At 40.5% G+C, this 25,577-nt stretch carries 20 protein-coding genes; 12 read left to right on the top strand and 8 right to left on the bottom strand.

Translation table 11 applies throughout. The annotated features are described in order from the left end of the window. Nucleotides 1–356: 356 nt before the first annotated feature. On the bottom strand, nucleotides 357–935 hold the full coding sequence (locus DSM106972_RS21800; RefSeq protein WP_186538700.1) for a Uma2 family endonuclease: 579 nt from the start codon (nucleotides 933–935) through the stop codon (nucleotides 357–359). Between the two features lie 268 nt (nucleotides 936–1,203). Between DSM106972_RS21800 and DSM106972_RS21795 the strand changes: the two genes are divergently transcribed. From DSM106972_RS21795 to DSM106972_RS21765, 7 genes are all read left to right on the top strand, one after another. Continuing rightward, nucleotides 1,204–2,679 (top strand): DNA phosphorothioation-associated putative methyltransferase, encoded by a 1,476-nt coding sequence (locus tag DSM106972_RS21795; RefSeq protein ID WP_127082686.1) that lies wholly within the window; start codon nucleotides 1,204–1,206, stop codon nucleotides 2,677–2,679. A 66-nt stretch (nucleotides 2,680–2,745) separates the two neighbouring features. Then, on the top strand, nucleotides 2,746–3,051 hold the full coding sequence (locus DSM106972_RS53660; RefSeq protein WP_233787905.1) for a hypothetical protein: 306 nt from the start codon (nucleotides 2,746–2,748) through the stop codon (nucleotides 3,049–3,051). A gap of 586 nt (nucleotides 3,052–3,637) precedes the next feature. Next, nucleotides 3,638–4,921, top strand: a complete 1,284-nt coding sequence (locus tag DSM106972_RS21785) for an AmpG family muropeptide MFS transporter (RefSeq protein WP_127082685.1) — start codon at nucleotides 3,638–3,640, stop codon at nucleotides 4,919–4,921. 13 nt (nucleotides 4,922–4,934) lie between these two features. Then, on the top strand, nucleotides 4,935–5,348 hold the full coding sequence (locus tag DSM106972_RS21780) for an ABC transporter permease (protein WP_127082684.1): 414 nt from the start codon (nucleotides 4,935–4,937) through the stop codon (nucleotides 5,346–5,348). Nucleotides 5,349–5,443: 95 nt separating this feature from the next. Then, nucleotides 5,444–5,653, top strand: coding sequence for a DUF8624 family small hydrophobic protein (locus DSM106972_RS21775; RefSeq protein WP_127082683.1), 210 nt, complete (start codon nucleotides 5,444–5,446; stop codon nucleotides 5,651–5,653). Between the two features lie 174 nt (nucleotides 5,654–5,827). After that, the gene (locus DSM106972_RS21770; protein ID WP_127082827.1) at nucleotides 5,828–6,304 is read left to right on the top strand and encodes a GNAT family N-acetyltransferase; all 477 of its coding nucleotides are present in this window, start codon (nucleotides 5,828–5,830) and stop codon (nucleotides 6,302–6,304) included. A 116-nt stretch (nucleotides 6,305–6,420) separates the two neighbouring features. Further along, nucleotides 6,421–7,179 (top strand): HEAT repeat domain-containing protein, encoded by a 759-nt coding sequence (locus DSM106972_RS21765; RefSeq protein ID WP_127082682.1) that lies wholly within the window; start codon nucleotides 6,421–6,423, stop codon nucleotides 7,177–7,179. Nucleotides 7,180–7,286: 107 nt separating this feature from the next. On the opposite strand, the gene DSM106972_RS21760 is transcribed toward DSM106972_RS21765, so the two are convergent. The 3 genes from DSM106972_RS21760 to DSM106972_RS21750 all read right to left on the bottom strand — a co-directional run bounded on the left by DSM106972_RS21760 (nucleotide 7,287) and on the right by DSM106972_RS21750 (nucleotide 12,655). Beyond that, nucleotides 7,287–10,070, bottom strand: a complete 2,784-nt coding sequence (locus DSM106972_RS21760) for a family 10 glycosylhydrolase (RefSeq protein WP_127082681.1) — start codon at nucleotides 10,068–10,070, stop codon at nucleotides 7,287–7,289. A 205-nt stretch (nucleotides 10,071–10,275) separates the two neighbouring features. Next, a complete protein-coding gene (locus DSM106972_RS21755) occupies nucleotides 10,276–11,598 on the bottom strand; it encodes a TIGR03279 family radical SAM protein (protein ID WP_127082680.1) in 1,323 nt (440 codons plus the stop codon). A 145-nt stretch (nucleotides 11,599–11,743) separates the two neighbouring features. Then, nucleotides 11,744–12,655: an undecaprenyl-diphosphate phosphatase gene (locus DSM106972_RS21750; RefSeq protein WP_127082679.1), complete on the bottom strand. Its 912-nt coding sequence runs from the start codon at nucleotides 12,653–12,655 to the stop codon at nucleotides 11,744–11,746. A 404-nt stretch (nucleotides 12,656–13,059) separates the two neighbouring features. Between DSM106972_RS21750 and DSM106972_RS21745 the strand changes: the two genes are divergently transcribed. The 3 genes from DSM106972_RS21745 (at nucleotide 13,060) to nadB (ending at nucleotide 16,156) form a co-directional block, all read left to right on the top strand. After that, entirely contained in the window at nucleotides 13,060–13,689 is a 630-nt protein-coding gene (locus DSM106972_RS21745; protein WP_411675326.1) for a DUF3120 domain-containing protein, read from the top strand. A 258-nt stretch (nucleotides 13,690–13,947) separates the two neighbouring features. Continuing rightward, nucleotides 13,948–14,388 (top strand): photosystem II complex extrinsic protein PsbU, encoded by a 441-nt coding sequence (gene psbU / locus DSM106972_RS21740; RefSeq protein ID WP_127082677.1) that lies wholly within the window; start codon nucleotides 13,948–13,950, stop codon nucleotides 14,386–14,388. A 115-nt stretch (nucleotides 14,389–14,503) separates the two neighbouring features. After that, the gene (gene nadB / locus DSM106972_RS21735; RefSeq protein WP_186538698.1) at nucleotides 14,504–16,156 is read left to right on the top strand and encodes an L-aspartate oxidase; all 1,653 of its coding nucleotides are present in this window, start codon (nucleotides 14,504–14,506) and stop codon (nucleotides 16,154–16,156) included. A 25-nt stretch (nucleotides 16,157–16,181) separates the two neighbouring features. Here the strand turns inward: nadB and DSM106972_RS21730 are convergent, their stop codons facing one another. The 4 genes from DSM106972_RS21730 to btpA all read right to left on the bottom strand — a co-directional run bounded on the left by DSM106972_RS21730 (nucleotide 16,182) and on the right by btpA (nucleotide 21,528). Further along, entirely contained in the window at nucleotides 16,182–16,427 is a 246-nt protein-coding gene (locus DSM106972_RS21730) for a hypothetical protein (RefSeq protein ID WP_127082675.1), read from the bottom strand. A 565-nt stretch (nucleotides 16,428–16,992) separates the two neighbouring features. Then, nucleotides 16,993–19,188 (bottom strand): CHASE2 domain-containing protein, encoded by a 2,196-nt coding sequence (locus DSM106972_RS21725; protein WP_127082674.1) that lies wholly within the window; start codon nucleotides 19,186–19,188, stop codon nucleotides 16,993–16,995. Between the two features lie 321 nt (nucleotides 19,189–19,509). Then, nucleotides 19,510–20,547, bottom strand: a complete 1,038-nt coding sequence (locus tag DSM106972_RS21720) for a vitamin K epoxide reductase family protein (RefSeq protein WP_127082673.1) — start codon at nucleotides 20,545–20,547, stop codon at nucleotides 19,510–19,512. A gap of 108 nt (nucleotides 20,548–20,655) precedes the next feature. Next, entirely contained in the window at nucleotides 20,656–21,528 is an 873-nt protein-coding gene (gene btpA / locus DSM106972_RS21715) for a photosystem I biogenesis protein BtpA (protein ID WP_127082672.1), read from the bottom strand. Nucleotides 21,529–22,352: 824 nt separating this feature from the next. Between btpA and rimO the strand changes: the two genes are divergently transcribed. Together rimO and DSM106972_RS21705 are read left to right on the top strand one after the other, a co-directional pair. Further along, on the top strand, nucleotides 22,353–23,687 hold the full coding sequence (gene rimO, locus DSM106972_RS21710) for a 30S ribosomal protein S12 methylthiotransferase RimO (protein WP_127082671.1): 1,335 nt from the start codon (nucleotides 22,353–22,355) through the stop codon (nucleotides 23,685–23,687). A 128-nt stretch (nucleotides 23,688–23,815) separates the two neighbouring features. Continuing rightward, nucleotides 23,816–25,399 carry a DEAD/DEAH box helicase gene (locus DSM106972_RS21705; protein ID WP_127082670.1) on the top strand — a complete coding sequence of 528 codons (1,584 nt, stop codon included), beginning with the start codon at nucleotides 23,816–23,818 and terminating at the stop codon, nucleotides 25,397–25,399. Nucleotides 25,400–25,577: the final 178 nt, after the last annotated feature.

The raw sequence follows: 25,577 nt of genomic DNA, 5'->3' as shown, positions 1-25,577 counted from the left end.
TCATTCTCATAAAAACCCGCATCTATTCATCAATCCGACACTAGCTTGGTGTAGTTACAAATTAATTAACTGATTTGAGTATGGAAATAATCTGGGCGATATTAAAAAAGGTTAACTCCAACTTTTATAACAAATACTTAAATAATTTGTATGTAAATTAGCTTGGCTTTACAGTAATTTTACATACCTAAGCACTTTTATGTGTTTAAAACAAATGAAGTTACACAAATAAGATTATAAATACTCTTGTAGGATATAAATACTCTTGTGGGATGGGCATCCTGCCCGTCTTATATTAAATATGCTTATATTAAAGGCGGGCAAGGATGCCCGCTCCACAAGACAAAAATTATAAGTTACTCAAATTTAACTTTGCTATAAATATCAGCAAGCATTATTTGGAAGGGCATTGAGTTCAAAGATAAAGTTTGATTTAAATCATCATATTCTGTAAATGTCCAAGTTTTGCTGTTAGTTTTATAATATTGCTCAACATGTACGCTATATTGGTCTATTAGAATATATTCTTTAAAGCAAGGTATAGTACGATAAGCAGCAAATTTTTGATCTTTATCATATGCCCTTGTAGATTCTGATAATACCTCAGCAATTATTAAAGGATTAGTAATTGTATCTCGGCGCCCTTCTTGTAATTCTATCTCACCTTCAACTACCATTACATCAGGATAAGTGTTAATGCGTTTTTTAGGTATCCAAAGTTTTTGATCTGAAACAAAGGTTTCATATGATTGCTGTTTCACGGCTAAATTCAATGCTGCGCTAAAGTTTAAAGCTATTCTATTGTGATTCGGCGTTCCACCAGTCATAAGAATAATTTCACCATCAATGTACTCATGACGTTCCTGTGAATTAATTTCTAATTCCAAATATTCGTCAAGAGTATAATATTCTTTTTTGTTAGCTTGTACAATCATTTGATTATTGCCTAAGCATTCAAGTTATTACCTTATATTATAAATATATTTAGAGTAATTTCAGAGCAGTTGTAACAATTGAAACTTACAGTACGAACTGCAAAGGATACAAAGGACACAAAGAAAGAGGAATTGTCTTTATGTCAAATATAATACTTGAAGCAAGTTAAGGCGCCTGAAATATCAAGAAAGTTGAAGATTTTGTCTAAATTACAGCAAAAAATATATATAGATAGTATATAGTCCTCCTCTGCGCTTCTTTCTTCCTATGACTGGGAGTTACATTGAAATTGAACGTCACCGTGCTGCGATACAGCGTGTTGATATATCACGTCCTGTGAAACTTGCCCTTGAGTGGAATATTCTTACTCTCAGCAAAAGCTTTTTTGACTACGGTTGTGGTTACGGTGGTGATGTTCAGCGCACTACTAGGTTAGGGTATCAAAGTACTGGTTGGGACCCTTATTACTTCCCTAATGAGACGCTAATTGCTGCGGATGTCGTTAATATTGGTTATGTTCTTAATGTTATTGAAGATACTACCGAACGTGCAGAAGCTCTTTCTAAAGCTTGGAACCTTACGCAAAAAGTACTCGTTGTCTCAGCACAAGTATTAGTTAATGCTGCAAGTCATCATCAAATATCTTACGGTGATGGAATAGTTACTCGTTTAAATACGTTTCAGAAATATTATGAGCAAGAAGAACTTAAAAAGTATATAGATGAGACACTAAACGTTGATGCTGTACCCGTAGCATTAGGTGTTTATTTTGTCTTTCGCGACGAAGAAGAGAAACAACATTTTAAAGCTATTAGATATTTCTCCCGCACCTCCACACCGCGCGTTCGCATTCCTACTAAGCGTTTTGAAGACTACCAAGAAATACTGCAACCGCTTATGGACTTTTATACTCAACGCGGTAGATTACCTATAAAAGGAGAATTAGCTAACCAAGAACAATTATTAATCGAGTTTAGTAACTTTAAACGCGCGTTTGCTGTTATCCTCCAAGCAACCGATGAAGCTGAATGGGATGCTATCGCTTACCGTAGGTCACTCGATATTCAAGTATACTTAGCATTAATGCAACTCGAAGGTAATCGTTCGCTCTATAAGCTTCCACTAGAAATGCGCCAAGATATTAAAGCCTTTTTTGGTGACTATGAAGACGCTTGTGATGTTGCTGACCGAAAATTATTTAGCTTAGGACAAGCTGGAGTCGTCAAAACCGCGTGTAATAAAAGCAAAGTCGGCAAACGTACCCGTAGCGCACTTTACGTTCACACTTCCGCACTCCAAGAACTTGACCCTCTACTACGAATATACGAAGGATGTGCAACCCGCTTTATTGGACGTGTTGATGATGCCACTTTAATAAAATTTTACATCGATGAACCGCGAATATCCTACCTATACTATCCAGATTTCGACACAGACCCACATCCAGCTTTAAAAGCAAGTATTAATATTGACTTAAAAACACTTAGAGTTACTCACTACGATTATTCAGATAGAGCAAACCCACCTGTTCTACACCGTAAAGAAACATTTGTTGTATCAACTTATCCTGATTATGATAAATTCGCTAAATTGACTCAGCAAGAGGTAGAATTAGGGTTGCTCAAAAATAAAAATGAAATTGGCACGCGCGATGGTTGGTTAAAGTGTCTTGCTGAACATAAAGTGAACATTCAAGACCATCAAGTAGTACCTGGCAACGGATATAACGGATGTAACGGATAAGTTATTTGTTATCAACAAAAACTTGTTATCTAAAATCAACCATCCGCTACATCTGTTTATCATCCGTTGCCAACTGACCGTTCGTATGCTTGTGAGATTTCTGACACTCTTTGTAACCATTGTTGTGCTTGTGAAGATGCCTGGGTTCGCGTCTCTAGATTGTCTGCTGAATTAGACCAGATTTTCTCCTTATCAAATAACCAACGTGTTAGAACACGTCCTAAATCAACTAGTTCTGCTGCTTGGTCGATGTCATCGTTTTTGACTATATCCGGAACAGTCCACTCAATAAAATACCTGTTTTCTTTAGCAAGATTTAATATTGCTTGTTGTTGCGATTCGTCAGTAAAAAAAGGTTTGAATGGAAGCTAAGTTGGTGCCTACTTGTTGCAAGCGAGTAGATATATCATTAATTGTAAAATTTTGTTGCTGTAAAGTTAAGTCTGTCATATACCACCTAAAAATGCTACGTGCAACAAACACGTTCTTTTTGTGTTACGGCACTATCAAATTATCTGGCAACGTCATCAATTAGAAAAGAAGCTTGGTAATATTAAATACCATGAAAGCAAGATATTGTAATTATACTAAAAACGGCTTCAAACTATACTTTTCAAGCAAACGTAAATCTTTAAGATGCTACCCTGCGGGAAAACTGCGTTAACGTCCCTCAGCATGACAAAGTTCACTTTTTACGCGTTTGCATTATAAGTAGTGACTGACCGTTCATACATGTGTCAGATATTTAGCCAAGTTCAGGAACCAAAGCACAGATTTATACGTTTTACATCTGTTACATCCGTTACATCCGTTGTATGGGTTGCCATGAACTTACTTATATGTAATACGTTTAATAACAAATAAGTACAAATAACAAATATAGTGGTACTTTCCGTGTAACTAACCGGGTGCGGTATCTATATGTATGAACTAAACAAGAAAAGGTATTTTTTAAGCGATGAAAGAAAATCCGTCTATATTACAGGTGTTTGTTAGTCGCAAGATGGCGGCTTTATTGTTGCTGGGCTTTTCGTCAGGTTTACCACTTTATCTAACAGGTAAAGACCCTTTACAAGCTTGGCTTAGTCAAGAGGGAGTTGGGTTAGGCGCCATTGCAGCATTTAGTCTTGTGAGTTTACCGTATTCGTTAAAGTTTTTGTGGGCGCCTATTCTTGACCGCTTTGTACCACCGTTTTTGGGAAGGCGCCGGGGTTGGTTGTTAATAACTCAAGTTGCTTTGTTGCTGGGTATTCTAGCAATGGCAACACAAAAGCCTTCTCAAGGGTTACAAGTTCTAGCAATTATTGCGGTTGTAGTCGCGTTTTTTAGCGCTAGCCAAGATATTGTCGTTGATGCTTACCGTGCTGACGTTCTCGAAGAAAAAGAATTAGGTGCAGGTGCATCGACGTTTTTAATGGCATATCGTCTTGCCCTTCTAATTACTGGAGGGATAAGTTTTTCTCTAGTAGGTGTTCTTCAGTCATGGCAAGCAGTTTATGTGGCAATGGCGCTGTTAATGGGAATTGGTATAATTGGTTCGTTTTTTGCTCCCGAACCAAGACTGCGCGCGCGTCCACCTCAATCATTATATGACGCTGTAACATTACCCTTTCTTGAGTTTTTCCAACGTAATGGCACTTTACAAGCTATTTTAATCTTGGTATTTATTGTTATTTATAAACTTGGAGACTCTTTACTTAGAAACGTCGCTACACCATTTTTATTAGAAAAAGGTTTAAACTTTACTGCACCTGAGTTAGGATTTCCAAAAACTCTGGCAATTTTTGCCGTTATTGTCGGAACTCTAGCCGGTGGCGCCATCATGACTAAGATTGGAGTTAACCGCGCTCTATGGATATTCGCTATACTACAAGCTGCTGGCAACTTAACTTACTTTGCATTAGCAGTTGTCGGTAAAAACTACCCCTTGATGGTCGCTGCACTAAATATCGAAAATTTTTGTGCTGGTTTGGAGTCGGCGGCATTTGTCGCGTTTATGATGAGTCTTTGTAACCAGGGTTTTTCCGCTACGCAGTACGCTCTACTTTCAAGCCTGCAAGCGTTCAGTCGAGATATTCTTTCCGCACCTGCTGGAACGTGGGCAGAAGCAACAGGCTGGCCTACTTTCTTCCTAATAACCGCAATTGCTGCTTTACCAGGAGTAATCCTACTACCATTTTTTGCACCTTGGAATCCCAAACCAGTATCAATAAATCGACCCGGACTAGATGAAGAAATATAAGGAAATTTAATCTATGGGGCAAAGAGTTGTCGTTGTTATTTCTACGACCATCCTTTTCTTAACAGGTCTTTTACTCGGTTATGTCCTCTCACAACTTGTTCTCGGACGCTTGGCACTTAATATCGTCACCTTCCTAGGAACATTTAGCTTAATTGTTATCTTTGCGACCCTTTACTACGTATTATTTTGGGAGTTCCGCAGACAGCAAGCACAACCTGTAGGGCGCCAACCGTTAAATCAACAATACAGCGCAGATGAATTTGCACCCCCCATCGCCCAACTCAAAAACCAACTTGTTAATTTGTTAGGAGGAGATAGCGAAGGCGCCGAGCGTCTTGTAGCCCAAGCGCGTAAAACCTACCCCAAAATGCCAGAACATTGGTACTGGGAAAGAGTTATCGCCGATGTAGAACGCGATAGACGATAATACCATTTCTTGTAGGATAGGCATCCTGCCTGTCCTTTAACGCTAAAATATATTAACCAGGGTTAGTCACCACCCTTGTTTATACGAGTAAAATTATGAATATTATTCGCCAATACATAGCTCCTCTAATCGCAGTTATTATTTTCTTCATTGCTTTGGCAGCAACCAGCGCGCGTATCTTCTTACCGTCCGATATGTCGGCGCCTGCTCCTATAGATGGTGTTGGATTTAATGGTAGTGAGTTACATAATCAAAGCAGTACTTTTGTTTCGATGAAGGCGCCTTGTTTTGATGCTAATGGTTGAAATATAGTATTAACTCTTGTTATTGTTGGGTTTCGCTGGCGCTACACCCAACCTACGATTCTAAAAAGTTGGTATATCCGAAGTAAAATTTACCAAAGGTTATTTTTTTTCAGTGAGTTTTTGTGTCAGATTGTACTTACTGAGTTCCCTTAAACAGCTTTGAATTCCTTTTTAATACCATCATATAAAATTCGCAAAGGCTCAACTCTAGATAGAGCATTACTGGTAAAGTTCATGCAACGGACTTACCAAGACATTTTTCCGAATCAAGATTTTTCACATTTGTCGAAGACTGTTGAGCAATATCTATCTAGCGAAACCCCTCTGTGGTGGGTAAACTTTACAGACACCGAAACTGTAACCCAAGAAACTTCTCCTGTAGCTTGTCTTTGGATGGGAAATGCTATCGACCAAATTACAGGTCAGCGTCATGCCCACTTATTTTTACTGTATGTTGTTCCTGAACATCGGCGCCGAGGTGTAGGTAGAGCATTAATGGAATATGCACAAACCTGGGCAAGAGCGCGAGGAGACAAGCAAATTGGTTTACAAGTGTTTTCTTCAAACACACCTGCGCTTAACTTATATAATCAACTCGGTTTTCAAACACAATCTTTGTGGATGATAAAACCATTAGAGAACGGGGAGTAGAGGCGGGTTTAGCTATATCCTGGTAAATAATCGGAAATTGAGGTGAACCTGCCCCTTCCCCAAATTAAAATCAAAAAGGTGTGGAAGATGACCGCTTGTAATGGTACTTTTTATTTATGTATGATGAAGATGACCTCAGCCTACTCGACCCAGAAGCCGAGCTAGAAAGTCCTCTCGACAGTATTGAACCGCTGACTGAAGAATCAGAGGCACAATTACCTGACCCGGATGAGATGCTCGCGCTTCTTGATAGCCCTGTGCCACAGCAAAGAATGCTAGCGGCACGTGCTTTTAGTGACATAGAAGATGCGCGCGCAACTTCTCCCTTAATACGTTTATTAACAGACACTTGTCCTTTAGTAAGGGTAAGTGCAGCTTATGGAATTGGACGTAACCCTAGTTCCGAAGCAGTAGAACCACTGATACATCAGTTAAATCGCGACTGGAACGGCTACGTGCGTAAAGGCGTAGTTTGGGCATTAGGAAACTGTCGCGACCGTAGAAGTTTAGCCCCCTTAGCTAATGCACTCAAAACAGATATTTCGGCTGTACGACTGTGGGCAGCTAGCGCACTTGCTCAAATGGCAAACATAGGTTATGACGCTGTTGTAGGCGCCATGCCAAGCTTAGTTGCGGCTTTGGTTCAAGACCCTGTTGGAGCAGTTCGCAGTAATTGCGCTTGGTCTATTGGACAATTATGTCGTGAGCTACCTTCCAATGTAGTTTACGCGACTGCAATTGATGCCTTAATCCAAACCTTTGCCGAAGACACCGACTTGGGAGTACGCGAAGATGCAAAAGCCGCTATTTTAGGTGTTGGAGATACGCGCGGGCTTGAAATAATAGAAACGCTGGAACAAGAAGGATGGTTTTAAAAGAGTGCTGAGTGGAAAGTGCTGAGTGCTGAGTAAAGTTAGGAGTTAGGAGTTAGGAGTAGGGTGGGCAGTGCCCACCTTACGAGTTAGGAATTATAAATAAATAGTTACATCCGTTGCGAGCGTTCACCGTAGCGTAACAATTTTTCAATTGCTCCTAAACGATTTTCCCAGACGCGCACTTGGTAGGGATTTTCTGCTGAATGTTGACGCATCCACCCTCTAAATTGTGATTGGAAACGCGAGAGTGATGACTTTGCTGTGGTTAAGCGTGAAGCACTGGGTGTTTCTGCTAGTTGATTTAATGCTGTTTCTAAGACATTTGCTTGTTCTTTGAAAGCTGATAGCCCTGTTGGTGTTAATTTTAATTGATTGTTTTGCTCAATCCATTTCCATTCTGCTTGTAGCGCTGTGTAACGTACTGCTGCTGTTTTGAAGGGTTGACGATGTGGTATTGGTTCAGAGGCGCTTGTAGATGATTTAACGGTAGCTGAATTACCTTGGGTATTATTAAATACTTGTTGCAATTCACCTGTTAAATTTTCTGCTGCAAATAATGCATAACCAACAGCAGGCAAGTCTCTAATAACTTGAAGTTGGTCGAATGCTCCTGGTGTTGGTAGGTTTAGTAAGCGTATACCTGGTACTAATAATGCGGCGCCAAGTTGCCCAAATTGTGTGGAAGCTATCCACGGTTGTGCGAGTCGCTCGAAGCGTGTAGTATCTAGCGCATAAGTCATTGGCACTATTAAATCTATATCACCTCGTCTCGCCCAAACTTCCCAGTTTTGCTGAATTTTTTGAATTCGTTCTTGTTCAGGTAAGGGAAACACGGCAACTGATATAGTTAAATCAGGTTTCTTGGCCCGTAAGGAACGTGAAACTTCTGCCACAAAACTATTAACTTGCTCTGTGCGGAATGCCGTCCATTTCTGCCATAAATCTGTTTGACTTGGTGAAATGGTTGCTGGGTCAATACCATATATTTGCCGAAATTGAAGACGTGCCGCTGTTCCATACCCATAAAGTCTTCCTGCACTGGGGTCTTGAAATGGGTAACGAATATAATCTAGCTGTAACCCGTCTACATCATATTTGGTAATTATTTCTTCGTATAACAGCCGCAAATATTGCCTTACCTGGGGATTTGCTGGGTCGAAAAATGGTTTACCTTGTCCTTGAGGTACCATTTGACCTCTATGGTCATATCCCGCCCAAGAAGGATTTGCTGCTAATACTGGACCTGGATAGTTTTTATCTATACCCAACAATTCGTTATGTCGCTGATTTCCGGCTGCAAATACCCAAACCCAAGCGTGTAATTCCATACCACGTGCTTTTGCTAGTCTTACAGCAGATGCAAGGGGGTCCCAAGCTCGAATTAATGGGTTTTGCTGCGGCGCCACTTTACTTGGGTAAATTGGATAGCTGGCGTTGAGTGTTTCAAAAAATACTGTGTTAATTCCAGCTTGGGCGAGTCTATCAAAAACACGTGCAAGTCCTGCTTCACTTCCAGCTCGAACTATTGTACCTCTATCTAGCCACATCGACCGAATTTCTGGTTGTGCCATTCGCTGGTCAACAGGAAACTGCTTCCATAAGGAACTGCGTGCTGCTAACCATGCAGAACGAGCTTGAGCATATTGTCCTCTGGCAACAAGTTGAGGGATGCTGTCTGCAACTTGACGCGCTTGGGAGTTACTAAAAGTTGGCGCCCCAGGTCTAACGGATGCAAAACTTGCTTGTTGCGCTTTTAGTGGCTGTGCTTTACCAGAAATTGCTGATGCTGATAATTGAGAACTTTCGACTCGTCCAATCAAATTTTGCAGTTCTTGACGTAATGCTGCTGCTTCTGAAGCACTTATGGGCTTAGTCGAATTTGGCACTACGTCTAGGCGCACATTTTGTTCGAGTTGGTCAATTGCTTCGTCGCTTCTGGGTATATTTCTAGGAAAACCACTTTGAGAGTTTGTAGCTGTCGCCGTTGTCCTTGCTGTTGGAGAGGTAAATATTGAAGGGTCAACTCTTATTGCTCCAAATTGCTGTGTATTTGAAGCGGCACTATTTATAGATGTAGACCTCGATGAGTTGGGAAGTTTTGCGACGGATGTGACACAATTTTTGGCACCACCTGAAACTGTTCTAGAGGCGCCTGGTGGTAACTGCATATGACGGTTAATTGCTGCTTGCAACCATCTCGAATCTAATTCACTAGCAGCTACTGTATCAACACCCCAACGCCAACCAAAAAAGGTCGAACGGTCGGTCGTTAAAACCGCTGTTGAATTATCTTTTGTATCCCATATTGCTGCTGGCTGTCCAGTAGATTCGTCGGAAATAACAACTCCACCCCGCACTTGTCCAAAAACACCAGCTTTTGCCCAATCTTGAGTAACTTTAACTTTTGTTGGCTGGATTTTTTGAATATTATTCAGGCTAAACCCCCAATAACCACCCAGTAATGCCCGTACTAACTGCCGCACTCCTGGCGCCGATGTAGTACCAACGGGGCCTGATGCGATTAGGCGCCCACCTTTACTCATCCACTCTTCCAAAGCAATCGCTTGTGCGGGGCTTAAGGTTTCAACATTGGGTAAAAATAAAACTTTACGTTCTCCCCAGTCAGTAGCAGTTCTAATTGAATCTAGAGAAACAACACAATAATTAACGCCTGCTGCCTGTAAGCGGCTGGTAATACCCGACCACTGATTAGCGTTGTCTTGACTATAAATAATAGTTAAATTCGTATCCGAGGCTGCCGTTGCCGGAATACTCAACAAATGAAAAATAATAAATTGTAAATTAAAGAAAAATAAGCCAAATTTTGTAATGCTGTTTACCTTGGTTGACTTAATTATTTCTTCCTTAACTAATTTAGCCCGTTTTATCACGCCCTAATCCTCAGTTGGTTGTTTACGATTAAAATAGTTATTAGCCAATACATAATTGGCATTATCAGCGGAAGCAATCGAGTCAAAACCATTCTGCGTTCATTAAAAAATTAACGAACGCACGAAATGGAAGGAACAAAAATTCCTGGGTTTGCTAGTGAAAAAAGCAGACGCTTATAATTAAAGGTAGCTTATCACTAATAGCCTAATTTATACAGGTGTTTATTAACTCATTAACTCCAGTGACTGGAAAAATTTTGGTATTGAGTCTAGAAGCGACTTCCTCGACACTAATATCGTCTAGAAAGATTAGTTCACCGTGTTTAAGCATGACGCTTGGTAATAAAATTCCATCACCTAAATCAACACCTTGTAACTTAGATAACAAATCATGACCAGTAAGTAATCCAGTGACACTTATATCTTGCCCCCAGTATTCGCTTGATAAAGCTTGTATATTCACTTGCAATCCTTCAACCGAATTTAACTGTTGGTTTAGAGGTTGAAATGCTTTTTCTACAGCATTACCCACAACCCAAGTCAATTTTCTGGGTTTGACTTTTGCTGGTAATAATTCCGATGCTGTGGTTGTAAATTCTTTGATAAACAAGCGAATTGAACCAACACCGTTATCAATTTGGGGATAATCTTCGTAATCAACTTCACATGGTAACTCCTCACCAGCAATCAAAAACCATTCATCAGCTAACCAAACAACAGTAGAACCCAACTTTTTGCGAAACTCCTCTTGTAGACTTTTAACTTGTGAAATCACTTCTCTAGCTTTTTGAGGGGTGACAGGTACAAGTTCGTCGTACTCTGGTCGAAATCGCGTTAATCCTACAGGTACCACCGCAATTGATGCTACCGCAGGCACATCACCTGTATAAAACGACGCTAAATCATGAATTGTTTGTTCCAAGTGCTTGCTATCATTTATACCCGGACACACTACTACTTGGGCATGAATTTGCAGGCGCCGTTCTTGAAACCACTTGATTTGTTCTAATATTTCACCAGCACGCTGATTTTTTAGAAGTCTAATTCTAACATCGGGTTCCGTGGCGTGTACTGATACGAATAAAGGCGAAAGTCGCATTGCTTCGATGCGTTGCCATTCGCGAGCAGGTAAATTGGTCAGCGTCAAATACGAACCGTAAAGAAAACTAAGACGGTAATCATCGTCCTTATAATATAAAGACTCGCGTTTACCTGGTGGTTGTTGGTCGATAAAACAAAACGGGCATTTGTTATTGCACTGAATCAGATTGTCGAACAGCGCAGTTTCAAACTCTAACCCTAAATCTTCGTCGTAATCCTTTTCAATCTCAAAGCAGTGAGTTTTACCCGATGCGTCTAATACTTCAAGTTCGAGTACCTCATCGGCACACAAAAATCTATAATCAATCAAATCGCGTGGATGACTACCATTGATGCTGACAATTGCGTCTCCTGCTTCAAAGCCAATTTCAGCAGCTATCGAGTCAGATAATACTTTTGTTATAAGAGCAGGTTTAATAACGGACATACGAGAAACTAATACTTAGCTACATTAATGTCATTAGTCGCGCAGCATGACATGTCATTCTGAGCGTAGCGAAGAATCTCTATTATTTCGATATTTATTTAGATGCTTCACTACGTTCAGCATGACATAATTTCAAAGCTAATATCTACTGCAACCCTTTTACTCCTGTGGCAATGGCGCCTAAAATAGCTGCACCAAAAGCGAGACGATACCAAACGAACACCCAGTTGCTATTGCGCTGTAAGAATTTGAGCAGCCAAGCGATGGATAAATAAGAGAATATAAAGGTTGAAATAATGCCAACAATCATTGGCACAAACATATTTGAGACTTCAAGAACGTCTTTAGTCTGAACTAATGTGGCAATAGCAAGGGTGGGAAATCCCAGTAAAAACGAGAATCTAGCCGCAGTTTGACGTTCTAATCCTAAAAACAGAGCAGTTGTCAGTGTTGAGCCAGAACGCGAAGCACCTGGTAATAAGGCTATCATCTGTCCTAAACCAACGAGAATTCCATCTTTAATTTCTAACTCTTCAAACCCGCGCTTGCGTGAACCTATTTTTTCCGCTAACCCCAATAGTGTTGCCATTACTATCGACATACCAGCAATTGTTAATGGACTTTCTAATTCGACTTTTAATATTTTTAACACCAGCCCACCCAAAAGCGCTGGCGCCGTACCAATTATAATTCCAACAAATATCTTCCATTCCTCACGCTGCCACTGTTTGCGTTGAAATGCAGCCCAGGCGCCTTCTAAAATACTAAAAATATCTTTACGGAAATACCAGCCAACTGCAAAAACGCTGCCTAGTTGAATTCCATCGATTGCGGCTTTATTCCATGTCGCTTTCCATCCCAAAACATCACGAAAGATAATTAAGTGCGCTGTGCTGCTGATGGGCAAAAACTCTGTAATGCCCTGCACTATGCCTAAAACGATACCTTGTATAACCTGCCAAATTAAGTTGGAATTACCCGCAGCAGTATTACCTGCTTCTTGCATCAAATAGGTGAATGCAGGCAAATAATCTACACCTATAAACATTGTTGCCATTAACCAGACTCCCGAAGTTGCCGCGTTTTACGAATTATCCAACTTTACGTTACCAGCGTCAGCGGTTCCGGGTGACATTTATTTCAAATGTAGAGACGCGATTAATCGCGTCTCTACGGGGTATAATGTTTTTTAAATGCCCTAGGGGGGGATGTATTGTTATGTTACTTTAAATAAGATAAAGTTAAGTAACAAATATTAAAATTAAAATTTTGGTTAATACAGCCTTGGTTAACACACTTTTGCCTGCACGCGCAGCTTCTACCCAATCATTAAAAACACTAGACACGCAAGAGGTATCCAGCACCGTTGCTACTCAAACCGAACTTCTAGATTTAAAGAATGATTTAACAAGTGATTTTACGCTTTATACGTCTACGGCACCTGTATCGTTAGTACCTCCGATTACGCTTCTCATTTTTGGTGCGGCAGTATTTTTAGTGTCGGTTCCAGTATTTATTGAGGCGCCTTTAGTTAGAGCTTTGCCAGCTTTAAGCTTGGGGCTAACTGGGTTTTGGATGTGGCTAAGTTTCAGCTTAATGTCGCATCACAAAACTTATATATGGGGTGATTTACTCTATGGTTTTAGCTGGAGTTGGTTGGCTGGTTCGATTTATTGGGGTTGGTTACGATGGGAACCGTTATGGCATTTACCCGTAGAAGCTATTGGTTTACCTTTTGCGATATGGTGTTTGCAGCGCAATTGGGGTAAAGTTGGCAACTGGTTTTACTTAGGTTCGCTTTTTGGCACTGTTGTCACAGATATTTATTTTTATTTAACAAACTTAATACCTTATTGGCGCCAAATTATGATTGTGGAGCCAGAAGCAGTACCGGGGATTTTACAGGCAGCTTTGGTTCAGGTGGAAACACCAATCGGTCAGTTATGGGGAGTAATTCTTGGAGCTGTATTGTTAACGGTGGGAATTTTGCCACTGGCAAGACACCGAAATCATTGGTTTGCCTTTGGTGGCGCCGTGTTAAGTACTATTTTGGTTGATATGTTGTTTTTGGCTGCTGCCATGTTCGCTTAAACTTTACTTAAGGACATTGTGTAGATTTGTATCGTTACTTCATGAAAAAATTCACGGTAAATTAACCATTTTCGTTAGTTTTAGTAAAAATTTTACCAAACCCATAAGGCATCAGAGTTTTGAGTGTTAATACGCTGTATATTAGTTTCTGATAACTGCTGTGTTGGTTTATGAGTTGTCAGTTGTTAAAGTTTAACTATTGACTATTGACTTCTTATAACAGTGATATTTGTTCGATGATGAAAGGTGGAAAGTATCGTGAAACGATTCGCGCGTATATTATCAGTATTTAGCTTGCTAGTAGCTTGTTTAGGATGGTTGGGCACTTCTCAACCAGTTCAAGCGAGTACATTGAATAGCTTTGCTTTTCGGTCGGTTCCTGTATTCGCGGCAGAAACTAGCGAAACGTATCGTAACCGTGCAGATGACAGACTGGCTGAAGTTTATGGTAAAAAAATAGATTTAAATAATACCAATATTGCTTCTTTCCAGCGTTTCCCAGGACTTTACCCAACGCTTGCAAGTAAAATCGTTCAAAATGCTCCATACAAAGATGTTCAGGACGTTTTGCAATTGAAAGGACTTAGCGAACGCCAAAAGCAAATTCTGGAAGCTAATCTCAACAACTTCGTTGTTAATGAAGTTGAGTCTGTTTTTACCGAAGGTGACGACCGTTACAATAACGGTATTTATAGATAGAAGTTAGGAGTTAGGAATTAGGAGTTAAGAGTTAAGAATTCCTCACTTCTCATTCCTAATTCCTCGTTCCTCGTTCCTCAGAACTCAGCACTCACCACTTTATTTAGTTTGTCAATTGAACGCTGTTAAGAATGAATTTGATGTTTTAGTAGTAGGCGCCGGTGCGGCTGGACTCTATACTGCACTGTGTTTACCTAAAGAAACGCGAGTTGGCTTAATTACTAAAGAAACTATTTCATTATCTGCTAGTGATTGGGCACAAGGTGGTATAGCGGCAGCTGTTTCACCCGAAGATTCTCCGCAGTTACATATAGAAGATACTTTAAAAGCTGGCGCCGGGTTATGTGATGTAGCGGCAGTTGAGTTTCTGGCTACTAATGCTTCAGTTTGTATTAAGTCGCTTGTAGATTTAGGTGTCGCTTTCGACCGTCACGGTAATAATTTGGCGCTAACTCTAGAAGCTGCTCACTCTAGGCATCGTGTTCTTCATGCTGCTGATACAACAGGACGCGAAGTCACGACGACTTTAGCAAATCAAGTTCTTAAACGTCCTAATATTCATGTTATTCAACAAGCGCTGGCATTAGATTTATGGCTTGAACCAGAAACACAGCGCTGCTGCGGTATTAGTTTATTTCACAATAATCAAATTACTTGGGTACATGCTGCTGCTGTTGTGTTGGCAACAGGAGGTGGAGGTCAAGTATTTGCACAGACAACCAACCCAGCGGTAAGCACTGGTGATGGTGTCGCTATTGCTTGGCGAGCTGGCGCCATTTTACGCGATTTAGAATTTGTACAGTTTCATCCAACTGCTTTGACTAAAGCTGGTGCAGACCGTTTTTTGATTAGCGAAGCTGTTCGAGGTGAAGGCGCCCATTTAATTGATGATCAAAGACGGCGCTTTGCATTCGATTATCATGAAGCTGGTGAACTGGCGCCACGCGATATTGTTAGTCGAGCAATTTATAGCCACCTACAAAAAAATGCCTCTGACCCATCAACGGCAAATGTATGGCTAGATATGCGCCCTATTCCCAAAGAAACTATTCGTTATCGCTTTCCCAACATTGTTAAAATATGTCAGTTCTGGGGAGTAGACGTATTCTCGACACCAATTCCTGTTGCACCTGCTGCACATTACTGGATGGGTGGCATTGTCAGTGATTTAACTAATAGTACTAACATAAATGGTTTATATGCTGTTGGTGAAACAGCTAGTACCGGAGTTCATGGAGCAAACCGTTTAGCAAGCAATTCACTGCTCGAATGCATTGTGTTCGGCGCCCAAATGGCGAATATTAAATTAGAGCAGGTAAAAATATCTACAATAGAGACAAATACTGTAGATTTTACGTTAAGTGCAGTGCAACTTGAGTCTTGTCAAGTTTATCTTAATGACTTGCGCGAAAATATTCCGCGTTTGATGTGGCAAAGTGCTGGGATATGTCGTGAACAAAATCTTTTAGAAAGCGCTATTACAACTGTTGAAACTTGGCAGCGTGATTTTAATAGTTTACCGCTTAGTCAATTTTTAGTTGCTCTGCGTCCGACTGAATGCGTATTTAATATATCTAGCGTGGAAAAGCTGTTACGACTGTGGGCAGAAACCCGCAATTTGCTTGATGTTGCTTACTTAATTCTTAAGAGTGCAGGTTTTAGGACTGAAAGCAGGGGTGGACATTATCGCACGGACTTTCCATCATCTAGTAGTGACTGGGAATTACATACGCTTGTGCAAAATCAACTTTGGTATAAATCTAAATAGAGGCGATAAATCGCGTCTCTACATTTTATCTTGTTCCACTGGCGTGTTCGCTGTCAGGACCACCGTAATTAGGTGGTTCATATTCGCTATAAGAATTTTGAAGCACCTGTACTTGATTTAAGTTTTGGTTATTAAGCTCAATATTACTCGAACGATTTGCTGCGGCAACAGGTTGATTCAACATTGCTGCTGCATCAGCTATTCTTGGAACTAATACATGGGCGCCGACAAAGAACAATAGCGCGCTTGCTAATTTTAAACTAGTTACCATAAGCTCGGCATTACTCCTTTGTATGGCTAAAGTATTATTACGTAAGTGTTTTTACTGAAATTTTTTCTGAAAAGTGAAAACCCTATAAACTTTTAACAAACATTTAAGAAAGATTCGAGTCTTTGTTGTTACAAGTTCGCTTAAAATTAATACCAGTTGACAATTAGGTATAACCAACTGGATAACAAATTTGAAGCAATATTCAAGTAATACTGCTGCTGTATCTTTCCTCGCATCACCCAAAAGAGCGATATATTTATTTCATAAATAACACGTTAATGGTTACAAGCCTGTCTTTCTTTGACAATATTTTAATATGCTTACGTATAAATGCGGTGTAAATCAAATAACAAGCTTATGAAAAAATACCCATATTTAAGCAGCAATGAGTAGAATCAAAGCTATGACAATGGTAGAAATATCTATATTTTTGGTTTAAATAATCGAAAAATAAGAGTTATAGGCTTTACTGATACCAAATATAAGATAGACATAATAGTATTTTCACTTATGTTATTTAATACTTTAGTATTAATACTCAGGTTATAAAGGTTATTGGAAGTCTTTAAGCAAACTCATAACGATTTTTACCCATGTGTTTGGCACGATACATTGCAGCATCAGCTTGCTTGATTATCGTTTCAGTATCATGACTACTAACAGGGTATATGCTAATACCTATACTTGCAGATACTCTGGCAACGTTACCTTCTAAGAGAATTGGTTCTGTGATTGTTAGTAGTATTTTTTCAGCGACTTTGGCGGCGACTTCTTTTTTGGGTATTGCACGTAGTATGACGGTAAATTCGTCACCACCAAGCCGCGCTACAGTATCGCTTCCACGCAGGCAGTTGTTGAGTCTGCTAGCAACAGTAATTAACAATCGGTCTCCCATCTCGTGACCTAAAGTATCATTAACTTTTTTGAACCCATCTAGGTCAATGAACAATAGTCCAACCATAAGGCTATTGCTTTGGGCCCATAAGAGCGATTCTTCGAGTTGTTCGGCGAATAGTTTGCGGTTTGGTAAACCTGTAAGGGGGTCGTGATAGGCTAAGTAACGTAAGCGGTCTTCTCGGATTTTTAACTCCTTATTGGAACGAAATAACTCTGCTTTCTCGCGTTTGAGGTCTTCCTCGATTAATTTTCGTTTGGTAATATCACGAATGACTCCCACTAAGTAGCAGTTACCAGCAGCGTCTTTGTGGAGCGAACGTTTTGTGGCAATTGAATAAGTATTACCATTTTTGTCAGTAAATTGTTCTTCGGTTTCACATGGTTCTTGAGTTCTAAAAACTAAATCGTCATGAAAGCGAAATGCTTTGGCTTGAGAGTCAGAAAAGTATTCGTAGTCACTTTTTTCTAACAAAACTTCTTTTGGATAACCCAAAAATTCACAGTAAGCTTCATTTAGAACAATCCACTGATAGTTTTTATTTTTAACAAAAACGGGGTCAGGAATTGTGTTTATAATTTGGTATAGAAACTCTTTAGAGCGTTTTAACTCTTCTTGAACATAATTAATTTGGCAAGTAACGACAAATGCTGAAGCAGATAAGCTAATTAATCCGGGTATAATCGGTATCCACCAACCATCAAGAAATATCACAAATGTGCTTCCAGCTAGTACAGAACCAAAAAATATAATTATTAAAAAGCTTATGGTAGTTTTCTTAATTTGGTATCGTGTTACTACACCTAAATACGCGCACACCCAAATCCATAAGTATTCGATTGGGTCTGACCATACTTTGATTAATGGTCTTGAGTATAAGGCGCCAGAAATTATTTCGCTAATAAAATAAGCTTGCAGTTCAACTCCAGCTATTGTTTTAGCTTGACCAACAAATTGACTAGAATATGGTATTTGCACATAATCTTGTAGAGAAGGTGCAGTGGAACCAATCAAGACAATGCGGTTTTTAATCCAGCTTTCTGGAACTTTATCGTTGAGAACTTCGCGTAATGAGACTTTACGAAAACCCCAATTATCACGAGAACAAGTTGTGCAGCTAGGTTTAGGGAAATTAGATATAATTTGATAGCCTCTGTTATCCGCTCCTACATACGAACCATCGTTTGGTAAAAACCTAGAAAAAACTGCTTTTCCTAACTGTAAATACTCTGGATTACTCTGTGCTGCTAATGGTACAATACCAGTTGATTGTAAATATAGCTTGGCAATTTTTAGCGCAAAACTTTCGTGCTTTTCCTTGTATGTATGCCAATATAGTAAACTTCGCCGTACTTTCGCATCACTGTCAAGTACTATATTATTAAAACCTACTTGGCTTCGATTTAAACCAATTGGTGGCAAAACATGATTATCTTGCTTTTGTGATAACTTCTCAATACCAACTAAGTTGGGAGTGTTTTGATAAGCAGCTAGTAGCTGTTCGTGACCAGGGTCAACTTTGAAATCTCGATAAATATCTAAGCCAATAGCGTGTGGATGAGACTTATTCAATTTCGTTAATAACTCGGCGATTGTACGGTCTGGTACAGGCCACGTACCAATAGTTCTCAATGATATCTCATCAACAGCAATAATTGTGATAGGTTGAGGATACGTTTCCAATGGACGTAACTGGAAAAATATATCTAACGCAATCCATTCAAAAAGCTGAAAAAATCCCAGTAAGCGTAAAGCAACAATGCAGCCTGCAACTACAAAGGAAACGAGTAACTCTCTTCGATTTAAAAGAGGTTGTTTTTGCTTGAACCGAAACATTTGCAGAAACTTATATCGCTGCTTACTCATTCCCAATTACCGAGTCGAGTTTTGAAACAGAAAACTTATTTAAACAGTTACTGCTATAGTCATTACTATGGCATATTTCTATTTATAACGAGTTGTCAAGTCTAATTCTTTCTAAATGTAGTTATTTGTGATAAAACTAAATCGCAACCATGAGAGTAGCCTATTTAGCAGCTATTAAAATATTAACTAGATAACAATTTATTACAATTTGCAACAATTATCCATAATTCGTTAAAATACTATATAGTTTTCTATAAATAAAAATACCTCCTCTAACCTTAGAGAAGGCGTAAATTTTATAAAACCTTACAAATAAAATGATTACCTGAAGTATTTGAAATTACGAGAACCAGCGTAACCAGATGCGTTTGCTAAATCATTCAAATTCTGGACTCCACTATAAGATTTGTTATTAATAATCCAAGTGGGAAACCCTTGAATAGCAGCAGCTTTACAGTCTTGTGGTTTACCAACTGGGCTTTCTGGCGCGCATTCTGTTTTAACGTTATTATCTGTGATTACTTTGTAAGCTTCTTTACCAAACAGTAATTTTTGTTCGTGACAGTGCGGGCACCAGAAAGCAACATATTCTCTGGCGCCAACTTTAGCCAAGTGGTTTGCTAATTGAATTTCAGCTTCGCCACTGGTAGTAGTTATTTCCCAACCTGATTTTGGGTTAGGTTCACCAGCTTTGCGTGCATCGAAGAAAATTTGTCCGGCGCCAGACCCAGTTTGTGCAACAGTTACACCAGCACGATTTGGGTTAGTTGGGTCAGCATTATTTCCATTTGTAACCAAGTTATTAATGGGAGCGTAAGCAGCAAGAGTACCGATTAGCGTTACCATACCGACAATGACTGCTGTAAAAAATATTTGACCGATATCGTCCCACGAACGACCAATAATAGTCAATACTAATATACTAAGTGAAAATAATGCACTTGCAATACAGTAATAACAAACAGTTTTGATTTGGAAAGCGAGCAAGTACATTAAGTAACCGCTGAACACGGTCATGGCGATGCTGCCAGCTAGTAGTAATAGCCAGGTTATGTTCTCTAATTTTTTGCGTTGCTCTTTATTCGTTTCTGGCTTAATAGCCAATGGCGCCAGTGCAAAACCAGTCATGCTGGCATAAGCCAAAAACCCAAATATAGCTAGTGGGACACCAAAAATGGTAGCCCAAGGGCTAGAGAGAACACTATCACAACCAGCAGTTTTATTCACGCAGGCAACGGCGCCTCCGCTTAACTTGACGTAGCTAAGATAGCCAGTGTTTACAGCACCAAGTCCAGCTATCGCAGCAATACTTAAGCGCGAAGTGCGATGAATCCAAGGGATAGGACGACGGCGACTCATAATTTTGATCAAGGGGTTAGAATTAAATAAGTTAGGAGTTATAAGTTATGAGTTATGAGTTATGAGTTAAAACTCAGCACTCAGCACTCAGCACTCCTCACTTTTATTTTAAGAATGTAGTTTTACCGAAGACGTAGACTTTTTGCCACCTTTGGAATTACTACTAGAGTTGTTACTAGAATTACGGATGATTCGGGCTGCTTCGACAAATGTAGCAACACGGTTGGGGTCGATAGTCTGCTCAATCCGCCCTTGACGTTTAAGCGAACTGGATACAATTACACCATCCGCAGCTTGCATTAGTGTAGCTATATTATCCACGCTAGCACCACTGCCTATAAATACTGGAGTCCCATCAGCAGCAGCGGATGCTAATTCTAAATCTTCTAAAGATGGTGGGCTACCTGTCGCCCAGCCAGATAAAATAACAGCATCAGCTAGACCACGTTCAATTGTATCTTTGACGGCAACGGTCAAATTGGGAGAACTAAGGGGACGTGCGTGTTTAACAAGTACGTCAGCAATAATTTTGACATCGCTACCTAATTCACGCCGATAGCGTAGTAATTGATGTGCTTCTCCTTCAATTAATCCTTGGTCGGTTGCCATCACCCCAGTTAAAACATTAACGCGAATAAATTGTGCATGAACACAGCTAGCTATTGCCATAGCGCTTTTGGCATCATTCCGCAACACATTCAACCCGATGGGTTGTGTAACTAAATTTTGAATTCGCTGCACTACTACCGTTATGGCACTGACAACAGCTGGGTCAACTTGGTTTTTAGTAAATGGCGCATCGAAAAAATTTTCGACTATAATACCGTCAACTCCTCCACTGGCTAAAGCGGCAGCTTCTCTTTCGGCGCGGTCAATAACCGCTTTCAAACTTCCCCCCCAACGCGGAGAAGTCGGCAGCGGCAAAAGGTGAACCACGCCAATAATTGGGGTTTGGGTTTTAAATAACTGATATAAGTCCACTCTTCAATTAAACCGCTTCGCGGAGTCCTCTATCTAATGTCACAGCCTTCTCTATTGAAAAACAACCGTGCTGAAAGTGAAAGGGGTAGACTTTGCTATATTTTCTCAAATATGTGCTATATGGTTCGGTTTTCTGCCTCCTCCTTAAGGAATAATTTGAGGTGAAACCTTTCATAAGATATGTTAAGATAGAAAGTGGCTACAAGAGGAGACTGCCACTTAATAAAATGCACTCTGACTCGTACTATTTGGAAAAGTCTACACAAACGGTACACTTTCCTGTATAATGGCGACGTGATGAATAAAGTGAGATAACAAGCAGCCCACAGCTCCCGCGCTTTTTAAAAAGAGCAACGAGCTAACACCACCGCACGGCAGCATAAAATGCGCTTGCGATACTACCTACGGGTTGCGACTTCTTTTGGATACGCCACAGACTAGTAGTAATAACGAACTTTAGTTCGTATACACCAGTCATCCAGAGGGCGAACTTGACTACGGGTAAATTCACAACGCATTTGCTAGCTCCGGTAGTGTACAATACCTACAGCTATAAAGTTGTAGAATTGTAAAGAGTGTTAAATTTGCCCTAAGAATAAATTTGGTTTTTTCTCTGGAAACACAGAATCAAGCACAATCATAGCATGTCTCGTTACTGTAAGCAGTCTTAGCCCCTAGTTGAGGCTAAAGACGCTTGATAAGCATTTGTAGGGATATCACTCTCGAATGTAAAATCAAATTCCACGATATAGTGAAGGGAAAATAATGCTTAACTGTTTGATAATTAACAAACGTGACAAAATAAGCAAGAATGATATTAAAATATGGGTGAAAAGCCAACGATCGCCATTTCTCATCTAGGCTGCGAGAAAAATAGAATTGACACGGAGCATATGCTGGGACTGCTTGTAGAAGCAGGTTATGGCGTAGATAGTAACGAAGAGTTAGCAGATTACGTTATTGTAAATACATGTAGTTTTATTGAAGCGGCGCGCGCTGAATCGGTTCGCACTTTAGTCGAACTAGCAGAAGCGAACAAGAAAATTGTCATTACCGGCTGTATGGCGCAGCATTTCCAAGAGCAATTATTGGAAGAGTTGCCCGAAGCGGTTGCAGTAGTAGGGACGGGCGATTATCACAAAATCGTAGACGTGATTGAGCGCGCATCAAGTGGCGAGCGAGTAAAAGAAGTTAGTGCCGAGCCAACTTATATAGCGGATGAGTTGACACCACGCTACCGAACAACAACAGAGGGCGTAGCTTACCTGCGAGTTGCCGAGGGATGCGATTATCGGTGTGCATTTTGTATAATTCCCCATCTTAGAGGAAACCAACGTTCGCGTACTATAGAATCGATTGTTACTGAAGCCGAACAATTGGCATCTCAAGGAGTGCGAGAAATTATCTTGATTTCTCAAATTACAACTAACTACGGTATGGATATATATGGCAAACCGAAGTTAGCCGAGTTACTGCGCGCGTTAGGTAAAGTTGATGTACCGTGGATTCGGATGCATTACGCATATCCAACGGGACTTACCCCTGATGTAATTGCAGCAATTCAAGAGACACCCAATGTTTTGCCCTACTTGGATTTACCGTTACAACACTCACACCCCGATGTTCTTCGTGCAATGAACCGCCCTTGGCAAGGACGAGTTAACGATGCGATTATCGAGCGCATCAAGGAAGCGTTACCAAACGCGGTGCTGCGAACAACATTTATTGTTGGGTTTCCTGGAGAAACTGATGAACAATTTGAACATTTGTTGCAATTTGTTCAGCGTCATGAATTTGACCATGTTGGGGTATTTACATTTTCAGCGGAGGAGGGAACACCAGCCCAAAATTTACCTAACCAGGTACCGCAAGAAATTATGGATACAAGACGAGATGCCTTGATGGCACTCCAGCAACCGATTTCTGAAAATAAAAATCAACAACTTATTAATCAAGTTGTGGATGTGCTGATTGAACAGGAAAATCCAGAAACAGGTGAATTAATCGGTCGTTCGAGTCGTTTTGCTCCAGAAGTTGATGGGCTTGTATACGTTGGTGGACAAGCCAGTTTAGGAAGCATCGTCCAAGTTGAAATTACTGGCGCCGATGCATATGACCTTTATGGTCAAGTTGTTAAACAGTTAGTAGCTGTTAATTAGCTGTTAACTTTGCCCGTTATGGCTAGTAGATTATTATCCTGATTACAACGATTACCCTTTTCTATTAGCCCTTATTATCCATATCAAGTTAATTACCCATTACCAAATAAGAAGATTTAGGAGAATTAATGAATCCTTCCTTTCAAGAATTAGGTCTCTCAGAAGAACGTGTACAACAATTAGAAACACTTGGTTTCACCGAACCTACCAATATTCAGGCACAAGCGATTCCACATTTGCTATCTGGACGTGATGTTGTTGGTCAATCGCAAACAGGTACAGGTAAAACCGCTGCTTTCTCCTTACCTATATTAGAGAGATTAGACGTTAACCATCGCGCCGTACAAGCTTTAGTTTTGGCGCCAACTCGTGAATTAGCGATTCAAGTTCACGATGCAGTTTCTACTTTTATCGGCAACAGTGGATTACGTACAGCAGCTATTTATGGTGGTCAGTCGATAGACCGTCAAATTATGCAACTGCGACGTGGTGTCCACATCGTCGTTGGTACACCTGGACGAGTAATTGACTTGTTAGAGCGTGGTAGCCTCAAACTTGATTATGTTCGCTGGTTTGTATTAGATGAAGCCGATGAAATGTTAAGCATGGGCTTTATCGATGACGTTGAGAAAATTCTCTCGCAGGCGCCAACAGAGCGTCAAACGGCATTATTCTCAGCGACAATGCCACCAAGCATACGTCAGCTTGTCAACAACTATTTGAATGACCCTGTTACCGTTACCGTACAACAACCAAAAGCGGCGCCGAACAAAATTAACCAAGTAGCTTATGTAGTGCCTCGTAACTGGAGCAAAGCCAGAGCATTACAACCTATTTTGGAAATGGAAGACCCAGAGTCAGCGTTGATATTTGTACGTACTCGTCGTACAGCAGCAGAACTTACCAGCCAGCTTCAATCAGCAGGTCATAGTGTCGATGAATATCACGGTGACTTGTCGCAACAAGCCAGAGAACGTTTATTAGGAAGATTCCGCAATCGTCAAGTTCGTTGGGTAGTAGCAACTGATATTGCTGCACGTGGTTTAGACGTAGACCAGCTATCACACGTAATTAACTTTGACTTACCTGATAGCGTAGAAACTTACGTACACCGAATTGGTCGTACAGGTCGTGCAGGTAAAGAAGGTACTGCGATTACTTTAGTACAACCATTCGAGCGTCGCAAACAGCAAATATTTGAGCGTCACGTTCGTCAAGCTTGGCAAGTACTGCCAATTCCAACACGCGCGCAAATAGAAGCACGCTATATTCAAAAGTTACAAGAACAAGTGCGCGAAGCACTAACTGGCGAAAGATTGGCATCCTTCTTACCAATTGTTCGTGAGTTGAGCGAAGAATACGATGCTCACGCAATTGCCGCAGCAGCATTACAACTAGCTTACGACCAAACTCGTCCAGCTTGGTTACAAACCGAAGCTGATGCAACTGAAGAAGAACTACTATCCCCAACACCCAAACCAAAACTTCGTGGAGGTGGTGGTTCACCCCGTCGTGAATATTCAGGAGAACGTCGTGGTGGTCGTTCCTGGGATAATGGCGAAGGTGGACGTGGTGAAGGTGGACGTGGCGAAGGTGGACGTTCCGTTAAACCCAAACTTAAAGGAGGTTCTTCTTCCCCTCGTCGTGAGTCAGCAGCATCAGGTAAGAAAATAGGTTCTGTTAGCGCTGCTCAAGAATCAGCTTCTTCATAGCTTTTAGGCGCCCTCTTTAAATAAAGGGCGCATCCTACACTAATTAAAAACATCAGCCTGCTGCAAAGCTTTTCCGGTTTGGTCTTTCTTAGATAGGATTAGCGGTGCAGCATGCTTCCATGTTTTTATTTTGATAGACTAATTTAGATTGTGAAGAGGGACAGGGCTTGCGATGCCC

It is taken from the genome of Dulcicalothrix desertica PCC 7102, from assembly GCF_003991905.1.
Classification (GTDB): Bacteria; Cyanobacteriota; Cyanobacteriia; order Cyanobacteriales; family Nostocaceae; genus Dulcicalothrix; species Dulcicalothrix desertica.
Note: the sequence above shows the minus strand (reverse complement) of the source record. Positions and strands in the feature narration are given on the sequence as shown.

Excerpts from the sequence above, each read along its gene's own strand:
- DSM106972_RS21720 (WP_127082673.1), bottom strand. The coding sequence starts at position 20,547 with ATGAGTCGCCGTCGTCCTATCCCTTGGATTCATCGCACTTCGCGCTTA.
- rimO (WP_127082671.1), top strand. The coding sequence starts at position 22,353 with ATGGGTGAAAAGCCAACGATCGCCATTTCTCATCTAGGCTGCGAGAAA.
- DSM106972_RS21795 (WP_127082686.1), top strand. The coding sequence starts at position 1,204 with ATGACTGGGAGTTACATTGAAATTGAACGTCACCGTGCTGCGATACAG.
- DSM106972_RS21755 (WP_127082680.1), bottom strand. The coding sequence starts at position 11,598 with ATGTCCGTTATTAAACCTGCTCTTATAACAAAAGTATTATCTGACTCG.
- DSM106972_RS21775 (WP_127082683.1), top strand. The coding sequence starts at position 5,444 with ATGAATATTATTCGCCAATACATAGCTCCTCTAATCGCAGTTATTATT.
- DSM106972_RS21730 (WP_127082675.1), bottom strand. The coding sequence starts at position 16,427 with ATGGTAACTAGTTTAAAATTAGCAAGCGCGCTATTGTTCTTTGTCGGC.
- DSM106972_RS21750 (WP_127082679.1), bottom strand. The coding sequence starts at position 12,655 with ATGGCAACAATGTTTATAGGTGTAGATTATTTGCCTGCATTCACCTAT.
- DSM106972_RS21785 (WP_127082685.1), top strand. The coding sequence starts at position 3,638 with ATGAAAGAAAATCCGTCTATATTACAGGTGTTTGTTAGTCGCAAGATG.
- DSM106972_RS21780 (WP_127082684.1), top strand. The coding sequence starts at position 4,935 with ATGGGGCAAAGAGTTGTCGTTGTTATTTCTACGACCATCCTTTTCTTA.
- DSM106972_RS21765 (WP_127082682.1), top strand. The coding sequence starts at position 6,421 with ATGTATGATGAAGATGACCTCAGCCTACTCGACCCAGAAGCCGAGCTA.
- DSM106972_RS21705 (WP_127082670.1), top strand. The coding sequence starts at position 23,816 with ATGAATCCTTCCTTTCAAGAATTAGGTCTCTCAGAAGAACGTGTACAA.
- DSM106972_RS21725 (WP_127082674.1), bottom strand. The coding sequence starts at position 19,188 with ATGAGTAAGCAGCGATATAAGTTTCTGCAAATGTTTCGGTTCAAGCAA.
- DSM106972_RS21800 (WP_186538700.1), bottom strand. The coding sequence starts at position 935 with ATGATTGTACAAGCTAACAAAAAAGAATATTATACTCTTGACGAATAT.